This window comes from Pedobacter changchengzhani (assembly GCF_004354365.1).
GTDB lineage: Bacteria > Bacteroidota > Bacteroidia > Sphingobacteriales > Sphingobacteriaceae > Pedobacter > Pedobacter changchengzhani.
Map to the genome: position 1 here is coordinate 102,277 of NZ_SJCY01000001.1, position 21,906 is coordinate 124,182.

Annotated in this window: 22 protein-coding genes; 11 read left to right on the top strand and 11 right to left on the bottom strand. The window is 35.6% G+C overall.

The features are described 5' to 3' along the window. Window positions 1-79 precede the first annotated feature (79 nt). Window positions 80-1,825, bottom strand: a complete 1,746-nt coding sequence (gene aspS, locus EZJ43_RS00425; RefSeq protein WP_133260685.1) for an aspartate--tRNA ligase — start codon at window positions 1,823-1,825, stop codon at window positions 80-82. A 102-nt stretch (window positions 1,826-1,927) separates the two neighbouring features. After that, on the bottom strand, window positions 1,928-2,332 hold the full coding sequence (locus tag EZJ43_RS00430) for a DUF4440 domain-containing protein (RefSeq protein ID WP_133260686.1): 405 nt from the start codon (window positions 2,330-2,332) through the stop codon (window positions 1,928-1,930). 240 nt (window positions 2,333-2,572) lie between these two features. Between EZJ43_RS00430 and EZJ43_RS00435 the strand changes: the two genes are divergently transcribed. Then, window positions 2,573-4,093, top strand: coding sequence for an MFS transporter (locus EZJ43_RS00435; RefSeq protein WP_133260687.1), 1,521 nt, complete (start codon window positions 2,573-2,575; stop codon window positions 4,091-4,093). Between the two features lie 10 nt (window positions 4,094-4,103). Further along, window positions 4,104-4,355 (top strand): DUF6814 family protein, encoded by a 252-nt coding sequence (locus EZJ43_RS00440; protein WP_133260688.1) that lies wholly within the window; start codon window positions 4,104-4,106, stop codon window positions 4,353-4,355. 576 nt (window positions 4,356-4,931) lie between these two features. Here the strand turns inward: EZJ43_RS00440 and EZJ43_RS00445 are convergent. Continuing rightward, window positions 4,932-6,116: a class I SAM-dependent rRNA methyltransferase gene (locus EZJ43_RS00445; protein WP_133260689.1), complete on the bottom strand. Its 1,185-nt coding sequence runs from the start codon at window positions 6,114-6,116 to the stop codon at window positions 4,932-4,934. A 192-nt stretch (window positions 6,117-6,308) separates the two neighbouring features. Here EZJ43_RS00445 and EZJ43_RS00450 point away from each other — a divergent pair, with 192 nt between their 5' ends. The 3 genes from EZJ43_RS00450 to EZJ43_RS00460 all read left to right on the top strand — a co-directional run bounded on the left by EZJ43_RS00450 (window position 6,309) and on the right by EZJ43_RS00460 (window position 8,758). Further along, window positions 6,309-7,538 carry a serine hydrolase domain-containing protein gene (locus EZJ43_RS00450; protein ID WP_133260690.1) on the top strand — a complete coding sequence of 410 codons (1,230 nt, stop codon included), beginning with the start codon at window positions 6,309-6,311 and terminating at the stop codon, window positions 7,536-7,538. A gap of 110 nt (window positions 7,539-7,648) precedes the next feature. Further along, window positions 7,649-7,954 (top strand): YbaB/EbfC family nucleoid-associated protein, encoded by a 306-nt coding sequence (locus EZJ43_RS00455; protein WP_133260691.1) that lies wholly within the window; start codon window positions 7,649-7,651, stop codon window positions 7,952-7,954. Between the two features lie 126 nt (window positions 7,955-8,080). Beyond that, window positions 8,081-8,758, top strand: coding sequence for a metal-dependent hydrolase (locus EZJ43_RS00460; protein ID WP_133260692.1), 678 nt, complete (start codon window positions 8,081-8,083; stop codon window positions 8,756-8,758). A 55-nt stretch (window positions 8,759-8,813) separates the two neighbouring features. Here the strand turns inward: EZJ43_RS00460 and EZJ43_RS00465 are convergent, their stop codons facing one another. Next, the gene (locus EZJ43_RS00465; protein ID WP_133260693.1) at window positions 8,814-9,212 is read right to left on the bottom strand and encodes a hypothetical protein; all 399 of its coding nucleotides are present in this window, start codon (window positions 9,210-9,212) and stop codon (window positions 8,814-8,816) included. A gap of 111 nt (window positions 9,213-9,323) precedes the next feature. Continuing rightward, complete coding sequence (polA, locus tag EZJ43_RS00470) at window positions 9,324-12,134, bottom strand: DNA polymerase I (protein ID WP_133260694.1); 2,811 nt, start codon at window positions 12,132-12,134, stop codon at window positions 9,324-9,326. Between the two features lie 153 nt (window positions 12,135-12,287). On the opposite strand from polA, the gene EZJ43_RS00475 reads away from it, so the two are divergent. After that, window positions 12,288-12,980 (top strand): hypothetical protein, encoded by a 693-nt coding sequence (locus tag EZJ43_RS00475; RefSeq protein ID WP_133260695.1) that lies wholly within the window; start codon window positions 12,288-12,290, stop codon window positions 12,978-12,980. A gap of 209 nt (window positions 12,981-13,189) precedes the next feature. Continuing rightward, window positions 13,190-13,552: a hypothetical protein gene (locus EZJ43_RS00480; RefSeq protein WP_133260696.1), complete on the top strand. Its 363-nt coding sequence runs from the start codon at window positions 13,190-13,192 to the stop codon at window positions 13,550-13,552. Here the strand turns inward: EZJ43_RS00480 and EZJ43_RS00485 are convergent. Next, complete coding sequence (locus EZJ43_RS00485) at window positions 13,542-13,874, bottom strand: MGMT family protein (RefSeq protein WP_133260697.1); 333 nt, start codon at window positions 13,872-13,874, stop codon at window positions 13,542-13,544. The two genes, EZJ43_RS00480 and EZJ43_RS00485, sit on opposite strands and share 11 nt — an antisense overlap. Next, the gene (gene trmB / locus EZJ43_RS00490) at window positions 13,874-14,524 is read right to left on the bottom strand and encodes a tRNA (guanosine(46)-N7)-methyltransferase TrmB (RefSeq protein WP_133261129.1); all 651 of its coding nucleotides are present in this window, start codon (window positions 14,522-14,524) and stop codon (window positions 13,874-13,876) included. The genes EZJ43_RS00485 and trmB overlap by 1 nt, the downstream gene beginning before the upstream one ends. A gap of 84 nt (window positions 14,525-14,608) precedes the next feature. On the opposite strand from trmB, the gene fcl reads away from it, so the two are divergent. Both fcl and EZJ43_RS00500 read left to right on the top strand, forming a co-directional pair. Next, window positions 14,609-15,535: a GDP-L-fucose synthase gene (gene fcl / locus EZJ43_RS00495; RefSeq protein ID WP_133260698.1), complete on the top strand. Its 927-nt coding sequence runs from the start codon at window positions 14,609-14,611 to the stop codon at window positions 15,533-15,535. Window positions 15,536-15,671: 136 nt separating this feature from the next. After that, window positions 15,672-16,604, top strand: coding sequence for a hydrogen peroxide-inducible genes activator (locus tag EZJ43_RS00500; protein WP_133260699.1), 933 nt, complete (start codon window positions 15,672-15,674; stop codon window positions 16,602-16,604). Between the two features lie 64 nt (window positions 16,605-16,668). Here the strand turns inward: EZJ43_RS00500 and EZJ43_RS00505 are convergent, their stop codons facing one another. From EZJ43_RS00505 to EZJ43_RS00520, 4 genes are all read right to left on the bottom strand, one after another. Then, window positions 16,669-17,121 (bottom strand): hypothetical protein, encoded by a 453-nt coding sequence (locus EZJ43_RS00505; protein WP_133260700.1) that lies wholly within the window; start codon window positions 17,119-17,121, stop codon window positions 16,669-16,671. Window positions 17,122-17,217: 96 nt separating this feature from the next. After that, window positions 17,218-17,826: a superoxide dismutase gene (locus EZJ43_RS00510; protein WP_133260701.1), complete on the bottom strand. Its 609-nt coding sequence runs from the start codon at window positions 17,824-17,826 to the stop codon at window positions 17,218-17,220. A 134-nt stretch (window positions 17,827-17,960) separates the two neighbouring features. Then, window positions 17,961-18,431 carry a nucleoside deaminase gene (locus EZJ43_RS00515; protein WP_133260702.1) on the bottom strand — a complete coding sequence of 157 codons (471 nt, stop codon included), beginning with the start codon at window positions 18,429-18,431 and terminating at the stop codon, window positions 17,961-17,963. 112 nt (window positions 18,432-18,543) lie between these two features. Continuing rightward, window positions 18,544-18,879 (bottom strand): tRNA-binding protein, encoded by a 336-nt coding sequence (locus EZJ43_RS00520; RefSeq protein WP_133260703.1) that lies wholly within the window; start codon window positions 18,877-18,879, stop codon window positions 18,544-18,546. Window positions 18,880-19,056: 177 nt separating this feature from the next. On the opposite strand from EZJ43_RS00520, the gene EZJ43_RS00525 reads away from it, so the two are divergent. Then, a complete protein-coding gene (locus tag EZJ43_RS00525) occupies window positions 19,057-20,532 on the top strand; it encodes a xylulokinase (RefSeq protein ID WP_133260704.1) in 1,476 nt (491 codons plus the stop codon). Window positions 20,533-20,557: 25 nt separating this feature from the next. Next, window positions 20,558-21,889, top strand: a complete 1,332-nt coding sequence (xylA, locus tag EZJ43_RS00530) for a xylose isomerase (RefSeq protein ID WP_133260705.1) — start codon at window positions 20,558-20,560, stop codon at window positions 21,887-21,889. The last annotated feature ends 17 nt before the right edge of the window (window positions 21,890-21,906 follow it).

Here is a 21,906-nt window from a genome sequence, read left to right on the forward strand (position 1 = left end):
CGAGAATATAAAAAGCCACCTAACAGTTTGTTAAGTGGCTTTTTTACTAAATAGAACTCATTTTAATGTAAATTGAGTATTACAACTCAGTTCTAATTTTTAGTTCTTTCATTTGTTTCTCATCAATCGTACTCGGACTATCAATCATCACATCTCTGCCAGAATTGTTTTTCGGGAAAGCGATTACATCACGAATTGAATCTAACCCAGCAAAAATTGAGGTTAAGCGATCAAACCCAAATGCAATTCCGCCGTGCGGTGGTGCGCCAAACTCAAAGGCATCCATCAAGAAACCAAACTGCTTTTGTGCTTCTTCGGTACTGAAACCTAAATGCTTAAACATTAATGCTTGTAAAGCCCTATCGTGAATACGGATAGAACCTCCGCCAATCTCCGTACCATTAACAACCATATCGTAGGCATTCGCACGAACGTTTTTAGGGTCAGTATCCAGCATTGCAATATCTTCCGGTTTAGGCGAAGTAAATGGATGGTGCATGGCATGGTAGCGTTCGGTTTCTTCATCCCACTCTAAAAGGGGAAAATCTAATACCCAAAGCGCCGAAAATTTATTCTTATCGCGTAAGCCTAAACGATTGCCCATCTCCAAACGAAGCTCACTTAATTGCTTGCGAACTTTATCGGTTCCACCTGCCATTACTAAAACTAAATCGCCTGGTTGTGTTTGGCAACTTGCAGACCATTTAGCCAATTCTTCTTCGCTGTAAAACTTATCTACTGATGATTTTAAAGAACCATCTTCATTATGGCGTAAATAAATTAAGCCAGTTGCACCAATTTGTGGACGTTTAATAAAATCTGTTAACTCATCTAATTGTTTACGCGTATAACTTGCGCAACCTTTGGCATTAATCGCTATTATTAACTCCGCATTATCAAATACTGGAAAATCTTTGCCTTTAACCAACTCATTCATTTCAATAAATTGCATATCGAAACGCGTATCGGGTTTATCAGATCCATACAAGCGCATGGCATCCGCATATTGCATACGCGGTACTTCTGGTAAATCGTAATTGCGAACTTCTTTAAACAAAGTACGAATTAGCCCTTCGAAAGTATTTAAAATATCTTCTTGTTCGATGAACGACATTTCGCAGTCAATTTGCGTAAATTCTGGCTGGCGATCGGCTCGTAAATCTTCATCTCTAAAGCATTTTACAATTTGAAAATATCTATCAAACCCAGAAACCATAAGCAATTGCTTAAAAGTTTGTGGCGATTGTGGTAAGGCATAAAACTCGCCTTCGTTCATGCGACTTGGCACTACAAAATCTCTAGCACCTTCTGGTGTAGATTTGATTAAAACAGGCGTTTCAACCTCAATAAAATCTAAAGCATCTAAATAACGACGAACAGATTGTGCCATTTTATGACGTAGAACTAAATTGTTGCGAACAGGATTACGGCGTAAATCTAAATAACGATACTTCATTCGCAGTTCATCACCGCCATCGGTTTCGTCTTCAATCATAAAAGGAGGTAACTTTGCAGGGTTTAAAATTTCCAAAGCGGTCACTCTAATTTCTACATCGCCAGTGCTCATTTTTGGGTTTTTGTTGCTCCGTTCAACAACAGTTCCCGTAGTTTTAATTACAAATTCTCGGCCTAATAACCTTGCACTTTCGCAAAGCGAGATGTTATCATCCATATTAAAAACAAGCTGCGTAATACCATAACGGTCGCGAATGTCGATAAAAGTCATTCCGCCTAAATCTCTCGATTTTTGTACCCAACCACACAAGGTTACGCTTTCGCCTAAATTATTTAAGGTTAAAGCGCCACAAGTTACTGTTCTTAACATATTATTGTAATCTAAATTGAGCCGCAAAAATACCGATTTTGTTTTAAACTTTGGAGTAGAACATTTTAAGTTTTTTTAAGGGCGGAATTTTGTATCTACAAATTAATATTTTTCTTCTAACACAACTTCTATTGCTACTATTTTCCATCCATCGGTATTTTTTTTCCAATGATAAATTTCCTCAATTTGGATGGTTTGCTTTTTGGTAAAAAGAAAAAAGTTCTTGTTATTCAACTTATATTTTCGGGCAATACGTTCTGTAAAAACATCCTCATTAAGCGATGATTTAACTCGATAATATTCGGATACAATGGAACGGGCATTTTCAAATACTTTCTTCGTTTGATCAATAAATGCTACTTTATTTAACTTTGAACCATCGGCGTCGGTGTATTTCAAATCATCATCAAAGTACGTTATAAAAGGCGCTATATTTTTACTTTCATAAGCATTGTTAAGCTTTATCTCTATTTCATCTATTTGTTTCAAAATTCCCTCGATTTCCATAGTATGATTTACGTTTTGTTGTCGTTTTTAAGATTTGACAAGGTAAAATATTTATTGAACATTTGAATATTCCATTGGCTCCGTTAAACTGATAATTTTCAACAGATACCTTATAATAATTAAGAGTACACAAATCTGTAAAATCATAAAGCGTTGTTTTAGCAATTTTATTTGACAAAAAATTGATTATTTGATTATATCATAATATATTTAGCTTCCAAATAACCAAATAAACTAAACATGCAAGAGGCAATTCCTAAAAATAACATCTTCAAAGTAATTGGTGCGTCCTCGTTAGGCACACTGATTGAATGGTACGATTTTTACATTTTCGGCAGTTTAGCTGTAATAATAGGTTCGAAACTATTTCCTGCCGATGCTGGTGCATCTGCATTGATTAACACTTTAGCAATTTTTGCTGCGGGTTTTATTGTAAGGCCTTTCGGTGCGTTGGTTTTTGGCCGCCTAGGCGATTTAATTGGACGGAAATATACCTTTTTATTAACGTTGATGTTGATGGGTGGCTCTACCTTCTTAATTGGGTTAATACCTTCTTACGAAACCATAGGTTATGCTGCACCTATTTTAGTGTTAATTTTAAGGTTGGTACAAGGTTTAGCACTTGGTGGAGAATACGGTGGTGCTGCTACTTATGTTGCAGAACATGCGCCAAAAAACCGACGAGGTTTTTTTACCAGTTGGATTCAAACTACTGCTACTTTAGGTTTGTTCCTTTCTTTAGGCATTATCGTAATTACTAAAAATGTTTTGGGCGCCGAGGCATTTAGCGATTGGGGCTGGAGAATTCCATTTTTGTTATCTATTGTTTTGGTTGTAGTTTCTATCTACATCCGTTTAAAAATGCACGAATCGCCAATGTTTTCTAAGCTGAAAGCAGAAGGCAAAGTTTCTAAAAATCCTTTAAAGGATAGCTTTAACAACAAGGCGAATTTTAAAATGGTGCTTTTGGCGCTGTTTGGTGCCACCATGGGGCAAGGCGTAATTTGGTACACCGGTCAATTTTATGCACAGTCCTTTCTAGAAAATACCTGCCATTTAGATTTTAACGACTCGAGATATATTTTACTTTGGGGAATTGGTTTCGCCACCCCATTTTTTGTAATTTTTGGGGCTTGGAGCGACAAGGTTGGTAGAAAGTGGATTATGCTCTCTGGGATGCTGTTGGGCATAATTTTTTACCGACCAATTTACCAAACTTTTTTAGATGATACCGATTTTACAAAAGTAGAGCAGGCTGATGTTATTTCTACAACACCTATAACTAAATCAGTTTTGATGGTTGGAACAAGTGACAGTTTAAAAACAGTGACAACTAAAATTCTTTTAAGAAACGGTGCCTCTTTTAATAAAGTTCAGGTAGATACCATCTCAATTGCAAAAGGTGTTTTGCCTGCAAAAGAAATGTTTAAAGATAAAATACTGCCAACACCAATATTTTGGAAATTCGTTGCACTTATTTTCTTTCAAATATTATTGGTAACCATGGTTTATGGCCCAATTGCAGCATTTTTAGTCGAGCTTTTCCCAACAAAAATTCGATACACCTCAATGTCTCTACCTTATCATATTGGTAATGGCGTGTTTGGAGGTTTAGTGCCGTTTATTGCCACATTGATTGCAAGTTTTGCCGGTTCCACGCCATTATCGGGTTTATGGTATCCTATCGGGATTGCTACGCTCAGTTTAATCATCGGGACAATATATTTATCAAATAAAAGAGACGAAAACATAAACGATTAATCGGAAAGTTATGAAAACAATTAAGAAATTTTTAGGCTTAATCTGGATAATCTTAGGCCCAATTGCAATGGTATTTATGTTTTTGCAAGCAGTAGAAAAGGTAGGACTAACCCACACCGATATTGAACGAACAAATACCATGTTACAATGGGGCATTATTCTGTTCATCTTTTTGCCAATTAGTATAGGCTTAATGGTTTTTGGCTTTTATGCTTGGAAAGGCGAGTACGATAATTTGCCAGAAACTTCGGAAGAGATTTAGCTGTTGTTGCCCAATTTTTGCCGCTGAAACACATAAAAAACTTAACAAGATAAAAATTGCATTCGTATTAATCGGCGTTTGGGTATCTAACTATTGAAGGTTTTTTGCCAAGGAATCACAGAAGGCACGGAAAAAAGAGTAAAAGTTTATCCGTGTAAATCTGTATTTCCTTGGCTGATTCATTAGCCTATTGGTTTTTGCCACGGAATCACAGAAGGCACGAAAAAAAGAGTAAAAGTTTATCCGTGTAAATCTGTATTTCCGTGGCTGATTGATTAGCCTATTGGTTTTTTGCCACCGAATAACGGAAGGCAGGGAAAAAAGAGTAAAAGTTTATCCGTGTAAATCTGTATTTCCGTGGCTGATTGATTAGCCTATTGGTTTTTTGCCACCGAATAACGGAGGGCAGGGAAAAAAGAGTAAAAGTTTATCCGTGTAAATCCGTATTTCCTTAACTGATTGATTAGCCTATTGGTTTTTGCCATGGAATGACGGAAGGCACGCAAAAAAGGTATCTAATTAGCCTATACGGATCGAATTATCTTGTAAATGTAGTGAATAAATTAGTGCCTAATTTTATAACACCCTTAACAATAGCCCTTTCAAATACTCTCCTTCAGGAAAAGAAATTCGTATAGGATGATCTTCTGGTTGGCAAAATTGCTTTATAATTTGAACTTCTTTGCCTGCATCTAACGCTGCCCAAGCAATTATTTGTTTAAAAGTATCAATATCAACAGCGCCTGAACAAGAAAAAGTTGCCAATAACCCACCTTTTTCTAGCAATAACATTGCTAAACGATTTAAATCTTTATAAGCCCTTGCAGCTCTATCTAAAGCCGATCGAGATGGTGCGTATTTCGGCGGATCGAGAACAATAACATCGAATAGTTCGCCGGTTTCTTTAAAAGCGCGAAGCTGCTTATTTACATCAGATTGTATAGAAATTATTTTAGTTGCATCGAATTTATTTAACAAAACATTTTGGTTTAACGTTTCGATTGCCAACGCAGAACTATCTACACAGGTAACAATTTCGGCTCCATTTGATAATGCATTAAGCGTAAAGCCTCCACTGTAACTAAAACAATCCAACACTTTTTTACCTTTCGCATATTTTGCTAAAATACTTCTGTTGTCGCGCTGATCACAATAGAAACCAGATTTTTGCCCATCAGCAATATTGATATTGTAACTGATGCCATTTTCTTTTACCTTTAAAAATTCTGGTGGATTTTCGCCCCAAAGTAAGCCGTTCTCTATTGCTAAACCTTCATGTTCTCTTGCCTTTGCATCGCTTTTATCAAAAATACCTTTAGGTTTTAATTCATCTTTTAAAACATCGATAATGGTCGCTTTTACTTTATCTATTCCTGCACTTAAAATTTGAACAGACAGAAAATCTGCATATTGATCAACAATTAGTCCGGGTAAAAAATCAGCTTCGCTAAAAATTAATCTACAAGTAGTTGTGTGCTTATCTAAAATGGCTTTCCGTGAAGCAATGGCTTGCTTAATGCGGTTTTTATACCAAGCTTCATCAATATTCCGACTTTCATCCCACTCGATTAAACGAATGGCAACTCTAGATTGGCCGTTGAAATAACCATAAGCTAAAAATTCTTTGTCAAAAGCAAATACCTTTACTACATCACCGTTTTCTGGTTTATTTTTAATGGTCTCAATAGCGCCAGAGAATATCCATGGGTGTCTTTGTAAAGCTGCTTTTTCTTTTCCTTTTTTCAGTATTATTTCTGCCATTTGGCAAAGTTAATAATTAGTTTGGTGTTAAGACTTCCAGATTTTTTTAATTTAATGATGGAAGTACTAGCACTGTTAAAGGTGCGTTATTCGTATGCGGTTGTTAATAAATGCAAATGTTTAAAACTCTTTTCTGTTACCAAACATAATTTAGTTAATTTTCCCATTTTAAACTACATTCCCTAAAATTTAATGAATATTAAACATATTTGCTCGATTATCGTCATCTCATCTATTTTATTTACGGCTTGCTCGAGCAAAAAAACTGCCGAAAAAAAAGAAGCGGACAAGAAGGTGCGTACCGCTGAAGATGATAAAGCTGATAGTTTATTATTGGTTTATAATCCAGAAAAAGGTGATAAATGGATTGCTAATTTTGTGGATAATCTACATAGGAAATATGGCTTCAATGGCAATATGTTGGTTGCGAAAGATGGGAAAATTTTATACGAAAAAGCTGTTGGCTGGGCAGATTACCTACATCGCGATAGCTTAAAAATTAATTCTGAGTTTGAGCTTGCTTCTATAACTAAAACCTTTACAGGTACAGCAATTATGCAATTGGTTGAGGCCAAAAAGCTATTCTTAAATGATAATGTTAAAAAATTCTTCCCAAATTTCCCTTATGAAGGCATAACGGTAAAATTATTGTTAAGCCATCGCAGTGGCATGATGAACTACGTTTATTTTATCGATGACATTTGGCGTAAAGAAAAGCGCAACATGAAAAAAGGCATAACCAACCAAGAAGTGATGGATGTTATTGCCGATAAAAAACCAAACCCCTACACCAAACCCGATAATCGTTTTCACTATAATAATTCTAATTTTATGGTTTTGGGTGCCATTATCGAAAAGGTTACCGGACAAAGATATTCGCAATATATGATGGATCATGTTTTTAAGCCAGCAGGTTTGAAACATACCCACGTTTACAGTAAAGCAGAATATGAAAAAATTCCGGTAGATGTGGTTGGTCACGATCGTACTTGGAAATATTCTGTAGCTCAAAACTTTTTAGATGGCCCAGTTGGCGATAAAGGAATTTACAGCACGCTGCACGATTTGGTACTCTTCGATAAATATCTGAAAAACGGAAGGTTATTGACGAAAGCCAGTTTAGATTCTGCATATACCGGGCACAACAAACCAATAAACGGCCATTTCAATTATGGTTATGGATGGAGGATGTTTGATGGCGAAAATATGGATAAAGTAGTTTATCACACCGGTTGGTGGCATGGTTTCCGCCATATTTATGTTAGAGATTTGAATAAAGATATTGTAATTATTTTTTTAGGCAATTTAACAAACGGTAGTTTAATGCATTTAGATGATTTGTATAAGCATTTTGATATGCCAATTATACGTAAAGGCGCATACCACGGAAACGGTAGTTTACCCGGAACAGATGAAGATTAAATAAATTCGGTTGTTTTGCGGAACAATTTGAAGGTGCCTATAACAAAATTAATTTGAAACAATTTAATAGCTAAATGCTTATAGAAGCATTACAATTATAAATCATTATTATGTTAGATAAAATATTTGCGGCACAACAAAAGGCCGAAGAAATTAAGAAAAGATTAGATACCGTTTCTGTGTATGGGGAAGTAGAGAACGGCGCAATAAAAATAACATCTACAGCAAATAAAACCATTACTGCGGTAAGTATTGATGAAGCATTTTTAAAATCGGCAGACAAAGAAGAATTGGAAGAACTTTTGTTAACAGCGATTAATAAAGCTTTATCAAATGCAGAGGAAGTAAGTGCTACAGAAATGCAATCATCGGCACAAGATATGCTTGGTGGTTTAGGCGGACTTTTTGGACAATAGGTTTTACGTTACAAATTATAGGTTTTAAGTTGGATGTAATTTGTATATCATCGGTACTTTTTGCTTATATCTTTATACCAATTATCTAATCTTGATACTTCATACTAAAATCTTGATACTAAAATTATGAAATTTACCTATTACGGTCAATCTTGTTTCGCTTTAGAAACAGAAAACAAAAAACTTCTTTTCGATCCATTTATAACGCATAATCCATTGGCAAAACATATTGATGTTAAAGCAATAGAAGCAGATTATATTTTGGTAAGTCATGGCCATGGCGACCACGTGGCAGATTTAGTTGAGCTGGCTAAGCAAACTGGCGCAACAGTTATTGCGGTACCAGAAATTATTGATTGGGTGCAAAAACAGGGCGTTGAAAAGGCACACCCAATGAATTTTGGTAAATTTACTTTCGATTGGGGTACGGTGAGGATGGTAGTTGCTACACATTCATCAAGCCTGCCCGATGGTAGTTATGCAGGTAATCCTGCCGGTTTTGTACTGGAAGTAGATGGTAAGCAGATCTATTTTGCTGGCGATACCGGGCTAACCTTAGAAATGAAAATTTTGGCAGAAATTTATAATTTAGATTATGCCATTTTACCAATTGGTGGTAATTATACAATGGATGTAGATGACGCTTTAATTGCAACTAAATATATAGATTGTAATAAGGTAATTGGTGTGCACTATAATACTTTTCCGGTAATTGAGATTGATACGAAATTAGCCGTTGATAAATTTAGTAGGGAAAATAAAACCTTGTTACTACCTGCCATTGGCGAATCTATTACGTTATAAAACAAAAAATGGGTTGCGCTTTTCAGCTCAACCCATTTCTATATTAACCTCTAAATTAATTCTTTTTTGCAGGCTTATTTGCTTTGTAACGCATATCTGCAGTGCCATCTTTTTTAAGCGGTCCTTTAGCAGCTGCTGCTTTAGCGCTGTAACGTTTATCTGGCGTACCATCTGCTTTCAACTTAACTCCCGAAGCGTTAACCTTTGATACTTCTTTTTTAGTTTCTGTTTTTGCAGTTGTTTTTGCAGCCTTTGCAGTTGTTTTAGCTTCTACTTTTTTGGCTTCTACTTTTTTAACTTCTACTTTTGTTGCAGCTTTTGCCGGCATCGTAGCCGCTTTAACTTCTTTCTTTGCTCTCATTTTTGCAGGTGCTGTTGCAGGTGCAGTAGATTGAGCGAACGCTGTTGTTAAACCAAGAGCGGTAATTGCGATTAAGCTTAATAATTTTTTCATATTCTTTTTTAATTTAGTTTACTCGTTTTTGTTGATATAAAGTTGAACAAAAGGAATGAAGATTATATGAAGTTAAAAAATTATTTTAAAAAAATATATTTTCTTAAAAATCTAATGCGCCGCCAACCAATTTTCACCTTCGCCAATTTCTACCACAATAGGTACAGATAATTTTATGGCATTGGTCATTTTATCATTGATTATGGCTTTCATAAGCTCTTTTTCAGTTTTCAAAACATCAAAAACCAATTCATCATGTACTTGCATGGTCATGGTGGATTTTAAATTTTGAGCCTTCATTTCTGCATGAATGTTAATCATAGCAATCTTAATCATATCGGCAGCCGACCCTTGTATTGGTGCGTTAATTGCATTTCGCTCTGCAAAACCACGAACGGTTTGATTGGCTGAATTAATATCTCGCAAATAACGTCGTCTGCCCATTATCGTTTCTACAAAACCATTTTCTCTGGCAAAATTCATGGTATCGCTCATATATCTTTTTATTCCAGGATACTGCGTAAAATATTGTTCAATAATCTCGGCAGCTTCTTTACGTGGAATGTTCAAATTTTGAGATAAACCAAAAGCCGATTGTCCATAGATAATACCAAAGTTAACTGCTTTTGCATTTCTACGCTGGTTCGCATCTACTTCTTCAATCGCAATACCGTAAACTTTAGCTGCGGTAGCGGTATGTATATCAATGCCTTTATTAAAAGCATCGAGCATATTTTCTTCTTTACTAATTTCGGCAATAATGCGGAGTTCTATTTGAGAATAATCTGCAGAAAGCAAAATATGATCTTCATCCCGTGGGATAAAAGCTTTTCTTACCTCTCTGCCTCTTTCGGTACGGATTGGGATATTTTGCAGGTTAGGGTTGTTGGAACTTAATCGCCCCGTGGCTGCAACCGCTTGATTATAGGAAGTATGCACTCGGCCTGTTTTTGGGTTTACCATTAACGGCAAAGCATCAACATAAGTAGATTTTAACTTTTGCAATTGGCGGAAATCTAAAATATCCTTTACAATATCGCTTTTACTAGCTAAAGCCATTAAAACATCTTCGCCGGTTTGATATTGGCCAGTTTTTGTTTTCTTTGCTTTTGGATCGAGCTGTAAATGATCAAATAACACCTCGCCCAATTGCTTTGGCGATGCAAGGTTAAATTTTAATCCTGCTTTATCATAAACATTCTGTTCCGATTTGATAATTTCTATTTCAAGCTCTTTAGAATATGCTTTTAAAGTTTCTACATCAATTCGAACACCTTCCTTTTCAATATCAGCTAAAACATAAACCAACGGATTTTCAACTTCCTCAGCAAGTTTTGCGGCGTTTAATTCTTTCAGCTTAGGCTCGAATATATGGGCCAATTGTAATGTTACATCGGCATCTTCAGCGGCATAGTCGATCACATCGATTACCGGAACTTCACGCATGGTGATTTGGTTTTTCCCTTTGGGGCCAATTAATGTTGTAATCGAAATTGGAGCGTAACCCAAATAATTTTCCGATAGTACATCCATCCCATGTCGGGTATCAGGATCGATTAAATAATGCGCAAGCATGGTATCGAAAAGTTTGCCTTTTACTTGTACACCGTACCATTTCAAAACTAAAATATCATATTTGGCATTCTGACCAATTTTTTCAATGTGCTCGTTTTCTAAAATAACCCTAAACTCATCTACAACAGTTTGAGCTTCTTCCCGCACCGCGGATAAAGGAATGTAATAACCCGAACCAGCTTTTATAGAAAAAGATAATCCAACTAAATCAGCCATATTTGCATCTGTTCCCGTTGTTTCTGTATCGAAAGATACTCGTGGCGCGGTAAGTAAAAGCTTTATTAAATCTGCACGTTGTTCGGCAGTTTCTATCAACACATAATCGTGCTCAGTATTTTCAATCGTTTTTGCCGGAAGTTTCTCTGCAGGTTCGTCTTCTATCGTGTTAGCATATTGAATGGTTTCACCGTTTTGATTTCCGAACAAATCGGTTTGCGTGCCTTCTTGAAATCGTGCTGTAGTAACCGAAAATTCATCGCCAAAAACACGGCGACCTAAGGTTCTAAATTCCAGTTCTGTAAAGAGAGGTTCTAATAGTTCTTTACTTGGTTCGCAAAGCAATAAACTTTCTTCATCTAATTCTACCGGTACATCTAACAAAATGGTGGCTAATTTTTTAGAAATTAAACCTTGTTCGGCAAAATTTTCAACATTTTCGCGCTGTTTGCCTTTAAGTTCGTGCGAATGGGCGATAATATTTTCCATGGATCCATATTGCTTAATTAAAAGTTTGGATGTTTTTTCGCCTATACCGGGTATGCCGGGAATATTATCCACCGCATCGCCCCATAAACCTAAAATGTCAATTACTTGGAGTACATTCTCAATTTCCCATTTGGCCAAAATTTCTTTTACGCCCATAATTTCCATCCCGTTACCCATGCGGGCTGGTTTGTAAATGAAAATATTTTCGGATACCAGCTGGGCAAAATCCTTATCGGGTGTCATACAATAAACTTGGAAACCTTTTAACTCGGCTTTTTTTGCTAACGTTCCAATAATATCATCGGCTTCGTAACCATCTGATGTAATTACAGGAATATTAAAACCAGTAATTAGCTTAATTACATAAGGCATTGCTGCTGCCAAATCTTCGGGCATGGCTTGGCGATTGGCTTTGTATGCCTCAAAAGAGATGTGTCGCTCGGTTGGTGCTTCTGTATCAAAAACCACTGCAATATGTGTAGGTTGCTCTTTCTTTATTACATCGAGCAATGTGTTGGTAAAACCCATTACAGCCGATGTATTTATGCCTGTTGAGGTAAAACGTGGGTTTTTGCTCAATGCAAAATGCGCTCTATACATTAGCGCCATACCATCTAAAAGAAAAAGTTTTTTGTTATTCATGTGTTTACACAGTTTAAAAATTTACTGTTGATGGGTAAAATTCATCAGCCAATAAATTACTCAAAGTTAATTATCTAAAATCACTAATGTGAAATTTTGTTAAGGTTATAGTAAAACGCGTAAATTTTCGTTATTTTAAACAATTACACCGCTATGAAAAGAATCATTTTTATAATCACCATTATTTCAATTTGGCATTTTACGGCTTTTAGCCAAGATTTTATTGTAAAAAACAACGATGATGTAATTCGTGGAACCATAAAGGGTACGGATTATTTCTCAGTTTTTATAAGTGAAGATGACAAAAATGACATTGTTTTGCCAGCCAAAGATGTAAAAAACTTTTTCTGGAATGGCGATAGTTTTGTAAGTAAGGGTTTTCCTAATGGTAAAGATTTTCAATATCGTTTTGTAAAAGCAATAGAATTAGGTGCTGTAAATCTTTATAGTTTCGGGGGCGGAACATTAATTCCTATTCAAAAAGAAAAGCGGGTTAAATTTAGACCATCAATTGGCATTGGAACAGGAGGAGGCGGTGGTGGTTTTGGAGGTTCTGGCATTGGCGGTGGCATATCAATTGGTGGCGGAAATAGAAATAATGCGCCAGAAAGGCCAGCTGGTGCACCCGCAATTCGGTATTATATAGAAAAACCAGGTTCGGGCCCGATACAGGAAATTCAAATAAAAGCCGTAACCGAAGACGATAAAAAGGCTGGTGTAAAATTGTTATTGTTGCAAAAAATGGGCGATAAGCCCGCAGTTAAAGCTAAAATTGAGGCCGATACAGAATTGAATAGTCGTGAAGTAACGGATTTTGTAAAAGAATATAATGAAAACGTTTTTTAGCGACGTTTTTTAGTGATGAGTTATGAGTGCTGAGAGATGAGTTTTGCTGGCAGCAGGTGAAAAGAGAGGATTTTTTTAGTGATGAGTGCTGAGAGATGAGTTTTGCTGGGAGCAGAATGCAGAATGTTTGAAGTGATGGAATAGAAATTAGGTTGTAGGGTTATTTAAACTTTATCCGTTTAAAATTGTTAACTTGGAAAAAAAGGCCTATGACAATTATATCTTCAAAAACGCACGCTGTTCTAGATTACTTAATGGTAATGGTTTTTCTAATTTCGCCCGAAGTTTTCAATTTAGGCGAATCCGCATCAATAATTTGTTATGCTTTAGGTGGAATACATTTTTTACTTACGATAATGACCGATTTTAGTGGTGGTATTTTTAAAATTATCAAGCTAAAATTACATGGATTAATTGAATTGATTGTAGGCGTAGCATTGATTTTATTAGCGTTTATCTTTTTTAACAAAAATGCTGTTGAGGAAATTTATTTCGCCTGTGTAGGGCTCTTAATTTTATTCATTTACATGATAACCGATTATAAAAAACTACCTCCAATTATTACAAGGTAATTTCATCCATCGGATTCCAAAAAACATTTTTAAAGTTTACCACTTTATCGTCTTTAACTCCCACACCTTCCTTTAAAAGCATTTCTTCCATACTTTCTGGAGGGTTGAAATGAAATTTTCCGGTAAGTAATCCACTGCTATTTACCACGCGGTGTGCTGGAACATAAGGTTCGGCTAAACCTGCGTATGACATTGCATGACCAACCATTCTTGATGATTTTGCAGCGCCCAAGCTTTTAGCAATTGCTCCATAAGAGGTTACTCTTCCTTTCGGGATTAACCGCGCCACTTCATAAACTTGCTCGTAGAAACTGGTGTTCATTATTCAAAAGAAAACTGAATATAATTAATGTTTTTATCGTGAAGTAAATATTTTTTCTCGTAATAGGTTTTTATGGAAAGCACATCATCAACTAAATCTGATGTGTACAGATGATCCGTATTTTTGTAAATTTTTAAACCCAGTTCTGAAACTTTTTCGCAGGTATATGCATAAAGTTGATCGTTATCTGTTTTTAAATTTACTTTACCGCCAGGTTTTAAAATTTGTTTATAGCGGTTTAAAAAAGTAGGGAAAGTTAAACGTTTTTTCTCTCTGCTATCTTGTGGCTGAGGATCGGGAAACGTAATCCATATTTCGTCGATTTCTCCATCCGCAAAAAAATCTAATAAATTTTCGATTTGAATTCTCAAAAACGCAACATTATTAATTTCCTCTTCAATAGCTGTTTTAGCGCCTCTCCAAATCCGATTTCCTTTATAATCTACCCCTATAAAATTTTTTTCAGGAAATAATGTAGCCAAATTAACAGTGTATTCTCCTTTGCCACAAGCCAGTTCTAAAACAACGGGATGCTCATTTTTAAAATGTTGCTTCGCCCAATTACCCTTAAGCAATTTGCCTTCTTCTAATTGATATACGTTTGCGAAAGTTTCTATCTCTGCAAACCGTCTAAGTTTATCTTTACCCAAATTTCTTTTTTTGCCAAAAATACAATAATTGTAAGGTTTTGAAGTAAAGAATAATTGTATTTTTGTAGCTATAAATATAATACCTTGGAAAAAAACGCTAAAATATATGTTGCAGGTCATCGCGGCATGGTTGGTTCGGCCATTTACAGAAAACTGCAAAAAGAAGGCTTTGAAAATATATTGGTTAAAACTTCGGCAGAATTAGACTTAAGAAGCCAACAGTCAGTTGCCGATTTCTTTGTTGCTGAAAAGCCTGATTATGTATTTTTAGCTGCGGCAAAAGTTGGGGGCATTGTGGCGAATAATACTTACCGCGCCGATTTTCTCTACGAAAATTTAGCTATTCAAAATAACGTAATACATAACGCATATTTAAGTGGTGTTAAAAAATTGATGTTTTTGGGTTCGAGCTGTATTTATCCCAAAATGGCACCACAACCGTTAAAAGAAGAATACCTTTTAACAGGAATTTTGGAGCCCACAAACGAGCCTTATGCAATTGCAAAAATTGCAGGTATTAAAATGTGCGATGCGTATCGCGACCAATATGGCTGTGATTTTATTTCGGTAATGCCTACAAATTTGTACGGTTACAATGATAATTACCATCCACAAAACTCGCACGTTTTACCAGCGTTAATTCGTAAATTTCACGAGGCGAAAATAAACAATGAAAAACAGGTTACGGTTTGGGGATCGGGCTCGCCAATGCGCGAATTTTTGTTCGCCGATGATTTAGCCGATGCTTGTTATTTCTTAATGCAAAATTATAGCGAACCAGCTTTAATTAACATTGGTACTGGTCACGATTTAACAATTAAAGATTTGGCGTTATTAATTAAAGATATTTTAGGTTACAAAGGCGAACTTGTTTTTGATGCCTCCAAACCAGACGGTACGCCACGCAAACTAATGGATGTTAGTAAATTGCACAATTTAGGTTGGAAACATAAAGTTGAATTGCCTGAAGGAATTTCATTGGCTTATCAAGATTTCGAAAGTAAATTATAAATATGATTTGAAACGATTGAGTCGTGCTTTTTAAAATATTTTAGCGCCATTCATTAATTCTTTCTTTGTAAAATTTAATAACTAATTGTTATAGTTAAAATCTATATCTTTGAAAGGATAAATAAATTATAGCGATATGACTTTAGTTCAGCTTGAATATATTGTAGCCGTAGATACGTATAGAAATTTTGTGCAGGCTGCTGAAAAGTGTTTTGTTACGCAGCCAACTTTAAGTATGCAGGTGCAAAAACTAGAGGAGTTGCTAAGTGTAAAAATATTTGATAGAAGCAGGCAACCTGTTACGCCTACTGAAATTGGGTTAGAGATTATTGCCCAAGCTAGAATTATTCTTCAAGAAAGCGGCAAAATTCACGAATTAATTAATAACCAGCAACAAGACGTTGTTGGTGAACTTAGAATTGGCGTTATTCCAACTATTGCGCCATATTTATTGCCCGCAGTAATTTCTGCGATGTTGAAAAACTACCCAGACTTGAAATTATTAATTTGGGAATATACTACAGAAGATATTGTTCATCACTTAAAAACCGGCGTGTTGGATTGCGGTATTTTAGCAACCCCATTAATTGATGCTTCTATTAACGAAATGCCACTTTATTATGAAAACTTTGTAAGCTATATAAGTAAAAGTAGTAAGCTTTACAAAAAGAAGGCGATAGATGCAGATGATTTGGACGATGAAAATATTTGGCTTTTAAATGAAGGACACTGTATGCGAAACCAAGTGCTAAATATTTGCCGTTCTACCAAAAATAACCGCATGCAAGGTTTAGAATATAATACAGGTAGTGTAGAGACTTTGGTTAGAATGGTAGATTTAAATGGGGGCGCAACTTTATTGCCAGAATTGGCAATTGCCGATTTAAGCGCTAAACAAATAGGTAAAATACGCACTTTTAAATCACCAGAACCTGTTAGGGAAATAAGTTTGGTTACGCATAAAAACTTTATTAAAAAGAGAATGCTCAATGCTTTAAAAGAAGAGATCTTAAATATCATTCCGAAAAATATGAAGCAAAGAAAAAAGAAGGATGTTATAGGGATTTAGAGTTTTCTAACCTGATGTTTGAAAAGTTCGACTTTTTCAAAAAGATGAGAAGCGGAAACTTAATTTAATTTTGTTTCTCCATTGGCGGGCCAGAAAGCAGTCCTTTTATATCGCTCGGTGCTTCTTCTTCCTCGCCTTTTTTCTTTTTCTTCCCTTTTTCAGTTACACCACTTAAACGGTCCTCAATAATTCTATCGTATGCTATTTGTTGGTCGCCTTTTAAAACATTGCGGATATTTTTGCTAGTTTCATTCTGCATTTTGTAAAATTTATCTACGTCTCCTTCATCAAAGCCTGTCTTTTCTTGCTTTTTCATCAACTCTTGTTGTGCTTTGGCTTGTTCAAAAGTAAAGCGAAAAATTACACTTTTCTGCGTTTCATTAAGTTTAAGTTTTTTGTTTAAATCATCCACGTTTTTTTGAGCAACCTCAGCCGGAAGTGGCGTTTTACTTTGCTGCGCATTCGAAACAAAAGCAAAAGTCAAAGCTGTTAAAAATAAGAATATAAACTTCTTCATGGGTTAAAATTTAATTTAAACAAAGCTACCAATTAATCTTAAAATAAGAAAGCCTACAAATTTGAGTTTGCAGGCTTTCTAATAAACGATATTCTTTTATAGTGCTTTTTTGTAAAGTTCAGCAACAGCATCCCAATTTACAACGTTCCAAATTGCTGCTAAATAATCAGGGCGTTTATTCTGATATTTTAGGTAATAAGCATGTTCCCAAACATCAATACCCAAAATCGGCGATCCTTTTACCTCTGCAATATCCATTAAAGGGTTATCTTGGTTTGGAGTAGAAGATACCTGAAGTTTTCCATCAGCACTTACCGAAAGCCATGCCCAACCAGAACCAAAACGAGTTGCCCCAGCTTCTTGCATTTTTGTTTTCAAATCAGCAAATGATCCAAAAGTTGAATTAATTGCTTCTGCTAATGCGCCAGTTGGCTCGCCACCTTTATTTGGACCTAATATATTCCAGAATAAAGAGTGATTGTAATGCCCACCGCCATTATTTCTTACTGCAGCTGGAAATTTAGATATGTTTTTAATGATTTCGTCGATGCTTGAACTTGCTTCGGCTTTACCTTCTAAAGCTTTATTTAAGTTGGTAACATAAGCTTGATGATGTTTATCATGGTGAATTTCCATGGTAGTTTTATCAATATGAGGTTCTAAAGCGTCGGTTGCGTAGTGTAACGCAGGTAATTCAAAAGCCATAATATTTTGTATTTAAGTTTAAAAATGTTTATTGAAACAAATATAACATTCAAAGGTTAAGTTTTGTTCATGTTAATATCATCTAATTTATTTTCGAGTATTCGAATGCCTTCAAGCCCATAATAAAAAGCGATTTATAATCTTTTCTTTTCAAAAAATTTTCGCATCAAACTTGCACAGTCATCGGCTAAAACTCCACCTTTAAGTATTGTTTTTGGATGAAGTAAATTTGCATTTTTGGATAAAAACCCTCTTTTTTCTTCCCTTGCTCCATAAACAATCCTACCAATTTGAGTCCAGTAACTTGCGCCTGCACACATTACGCAGGGTTCTATCGTTACATACAAGGTGCAATCTTTCAAATATTTACCTCCTAACGTTTGGGCAGCCGAAGTAAAAGCCTGCATTTCTGCATGTGCGGTAACATCATTAAAACGTTCGGTTAAATTATAGCCTCGGCCAACAATTCTATTTTTACTTACTATTATTGCCCCTATCGGGATTTCATCTGCTTCAATTGCTTTATGGGCTTCGGCTAATGCCAACTTCATATAATGTATATCTTCCGCCTCAGGATCGGTGTTTTCGAAATTGTAAAAACTCATAGTGCGCAAAGATAATTATTTTGGAGTTGTTTAAAGGAGAGGGAATTTTATCAAAAAAATTGTTAGGTGAATAAATAACAATTTGCAATTAACAGTTACCAATTTGAAAAGATCAAATCAACTTGCTCCCATTTGGCGCGTCACGTTCTACGGTGGCTAAAACAATATTTCCTTCAATATCAGCAAAGCCAGTTACCAAAAATTCAGACATAAATTTGCCTATTTGTTTTTTAGGGAAGTTAATTACACCTAAAATCTGTCTTCCTTTCAGCGCTTCTTTGGTATAGTTTTTAGTAATTTGAGCGCTTGAGTTTAAAATCCCAAATTGGCCAAAATCTGCTTTTATTTTGTAAGATGGGTTTTTAGCTTCAGGAAAATCAAACACCTCCAATATAGTACCTACGCGGATATCAACTTTTTCAAATTCAGTCCAATTTATTTGTTCCATAATTAAGCTTCTAATCTATCGTTTATAAACTTAAGTTTAAAGACCTTTTTTTAAATCGTAATTAAAAAACGTTTACTAAAATTCATCGCATGAAAAAACTGTAAAAGTTTGACATATTAATTTTAAAATCTATATTTATGCAATCGTTTGCACTACCAATTTTTTAACACCCAAAATATGTATTTATTAGGTATTGATATCGGAACTTCTTCTATAAAAGTATCCGTTGTTGATGTTCAATCTCAAAAGAAAATAGCTTCAGTTCAGTATCCTGATCAAGAAACAGAAATTAAATCGCTGCGAAAAGGTTGGGCAGAGCAATCTCCATTAGATTGGTGGGAAAATACCCAAAAAGCGATTTTAAAATTGAATGCTTTAAATCTGTTTGACGCTAAGGAAATTAAAGCAATTGGCATCGCTTATCAAATGCATGGTTTAGTAGTAGTTGATAAAGCGCAAAATGTATTACGCGACAGTATTATATGGTGCGACAGTAGGGCAGTTGAATTAGGTGAAAACGCATTTAATGCGATTGGACAAGAAAGGTGTTTAGAAAGTCTATTAAATTCCCCAGGGAATTTTACAGCATCAAAACTAGCTTGGGTTAAAGAAAATGAACCCGAAGTTTATGATCGAATAGATAAAATTATGTTGCCTGGTGATTTTATTGCAATGAAATTAACTGGAGAAATTACAACGAGTATTTCGGCGCTATCTGAAGGGATATTTTGGGATTTTAAAAACGATGAAGTTTCTGCTGATGTAATGAATCATTATGGACTTAATTATAGTCATATTCCCGAAATAAAGCCATTATTTGCCGTGCATGGTTATTTGGCTAGTAGTATCGCAACACATTTATGCTTAACCGAAGGTATTCCTGTTTCTTATAAAGCCGGAGATCAACCCAATAATGCTTTATCGTTAAATGTTTTAAAACCTGGAGAAGTTGCAGCAACTGCAGGCACATCTGGCGTTATTTACGGCGTAAGCGATGTAATTACGTACGATAAATCATCAAGAGTGAACACTTTTGCACACGTTACCTATTCGAAAGAAAATAAGCATACGGGCGTTTTACTTTGCATAAATGGTACAGGTAGTATGTACCGATGGGCAAAAAATAATTTTGCACCCAATTTAGATTATTCAACGCTAAACAGTTTAGCTGCTACGGCCCCAATTGGAAGCAACGGCTTACTCGTGTTGCCTTTTGGAAATGGTGCTGAGCGAATGTTGAATAATAAATATACAGGTGCACAGCTTTTAGGTATAGATTTGAATATTAACACTCAAGCCGATATTTTTAGGGCAGTACAAGAAGGTATCGCTTTTTCATTCAGATACGGATTGGACATTATGCGCGAAAACGGAATAAAACCAAAAGTAATTAGGGCAGGTAAAGCAAACTTATTTTTAAGTGATGGTTTTGCACAAACGTTTGTAGATGTTACGGGCGTTTCTTTAGAGTTATATGAAAATGATGGCAGCGTAGGTGCTGCTTTAGGTGCGGGCATTGGCGCAGGCATATATAAAAATGCTGATGAAGCTTTTAAACAACATAGCGTAATTCAAACGCTAACACCGATAAATAGTGAGGAGTACGAACCGATCTATCAAAAATGGAAACAAATTTTAAATAAATCTTTATAAATAGAACCACAAAATAATAAGTGTAATGACAAAAGTAGTAACAGGACAAAACGAATTTTTTAAAGGTATAAACCAAATTAAGTTTGAAGGTTTACAAAGCGATAATCCATTGGCTTTTAGATGGTACGATGCGGATAAAGTAGTTGCAGGTAAAACTATGAACGAACATTTTAAGTTTGCATGTGCTTACTGGCATTCTTTTAACGGCAATGGTGCTGATCCATTCGGTGGCGCCACACATATTTTCCCTTGGGATGAGAAAAAAGATGTTATTGAGCGTGCAAAAGATAAAATGGATGCAGCGTTCGAATTTATTACCAAAATGCAGTTGCCATATTATTGTTTCCACGATGTGGATGTGGTAGATTATGGAAATGATGTTGCCGAAAATGAAAGAAGATTACAAACTTTGGTAGCATACGCCAAGCAAAAACAAGCAGAAAGTGGTGTAAAGTTACTTTGGGGAACGGCGAATTTATTTAGCCACAGGCGATATATGAATGGCGCATCTACAAATCCTGATTTTGATGTATTGGCACACGGCGCAGCGCAAGTGAAATTTGCTTTAGATGCTACTATTGCTCTAGGCGGTGAAAATTACGTTTTTTGGGGCGGTAGAGAAGGCTACATGAGTTTGTTAAACACCAACATGAAGCGTGAGCAGGAACATTTGGCTAAGTTTTTACATACTGCAAAAGATTACGCACGTAAACAAGGTTTTAAGGGCACATTTTTTATCGAACCTAAACCTTGCGAACCTTCTAAACATCAATACGATTATGATGCTGCAACGGTTAAAAGTTTTCTTCAGCAATATGATTTACTCGAAGATTTTAAATTGAACTTAGAAGTTAACCACGCAACTTTGGCTGGTCATACTTTTCAGCACGAATTGCAAGTTGCAGTAGATAGCGGATTATTAGGTTCTATTGATGCAAATCGTGGAGATTACCAAAATGGATGGGATACAGATCAGTTTCCGAATGATATTAATGAGTTAACCGAAGCCATGTTAATTATTTTAGAAGGTGGCGGTTTAAAAGGTGGCGGCGTAAACTTCGATGCAAAAATTAGACGCAATTCTACTGATCAAAAGGATTTATTTTACGCACATGTAGGCGGGATGGACCTTTTTGCAAGGGCATTGATAACAGCTGATTCCATTTTACAAAAATCTGATTACAAAAAGGTAAGAGCAGATCGTTATGCATCATTCGATAGCGGTAAAGGTGCAGAATTTGAGCAAGGGAAACTAAGTTTAGAAGATTTAACACACTATGCGGCAGCAAACGGAGAACCCGAAACACGTAGCGGAAAGCAAGAATATTTAGAGAACATTATTAATAGATATATTTAAGTTAATCAACAATTAGC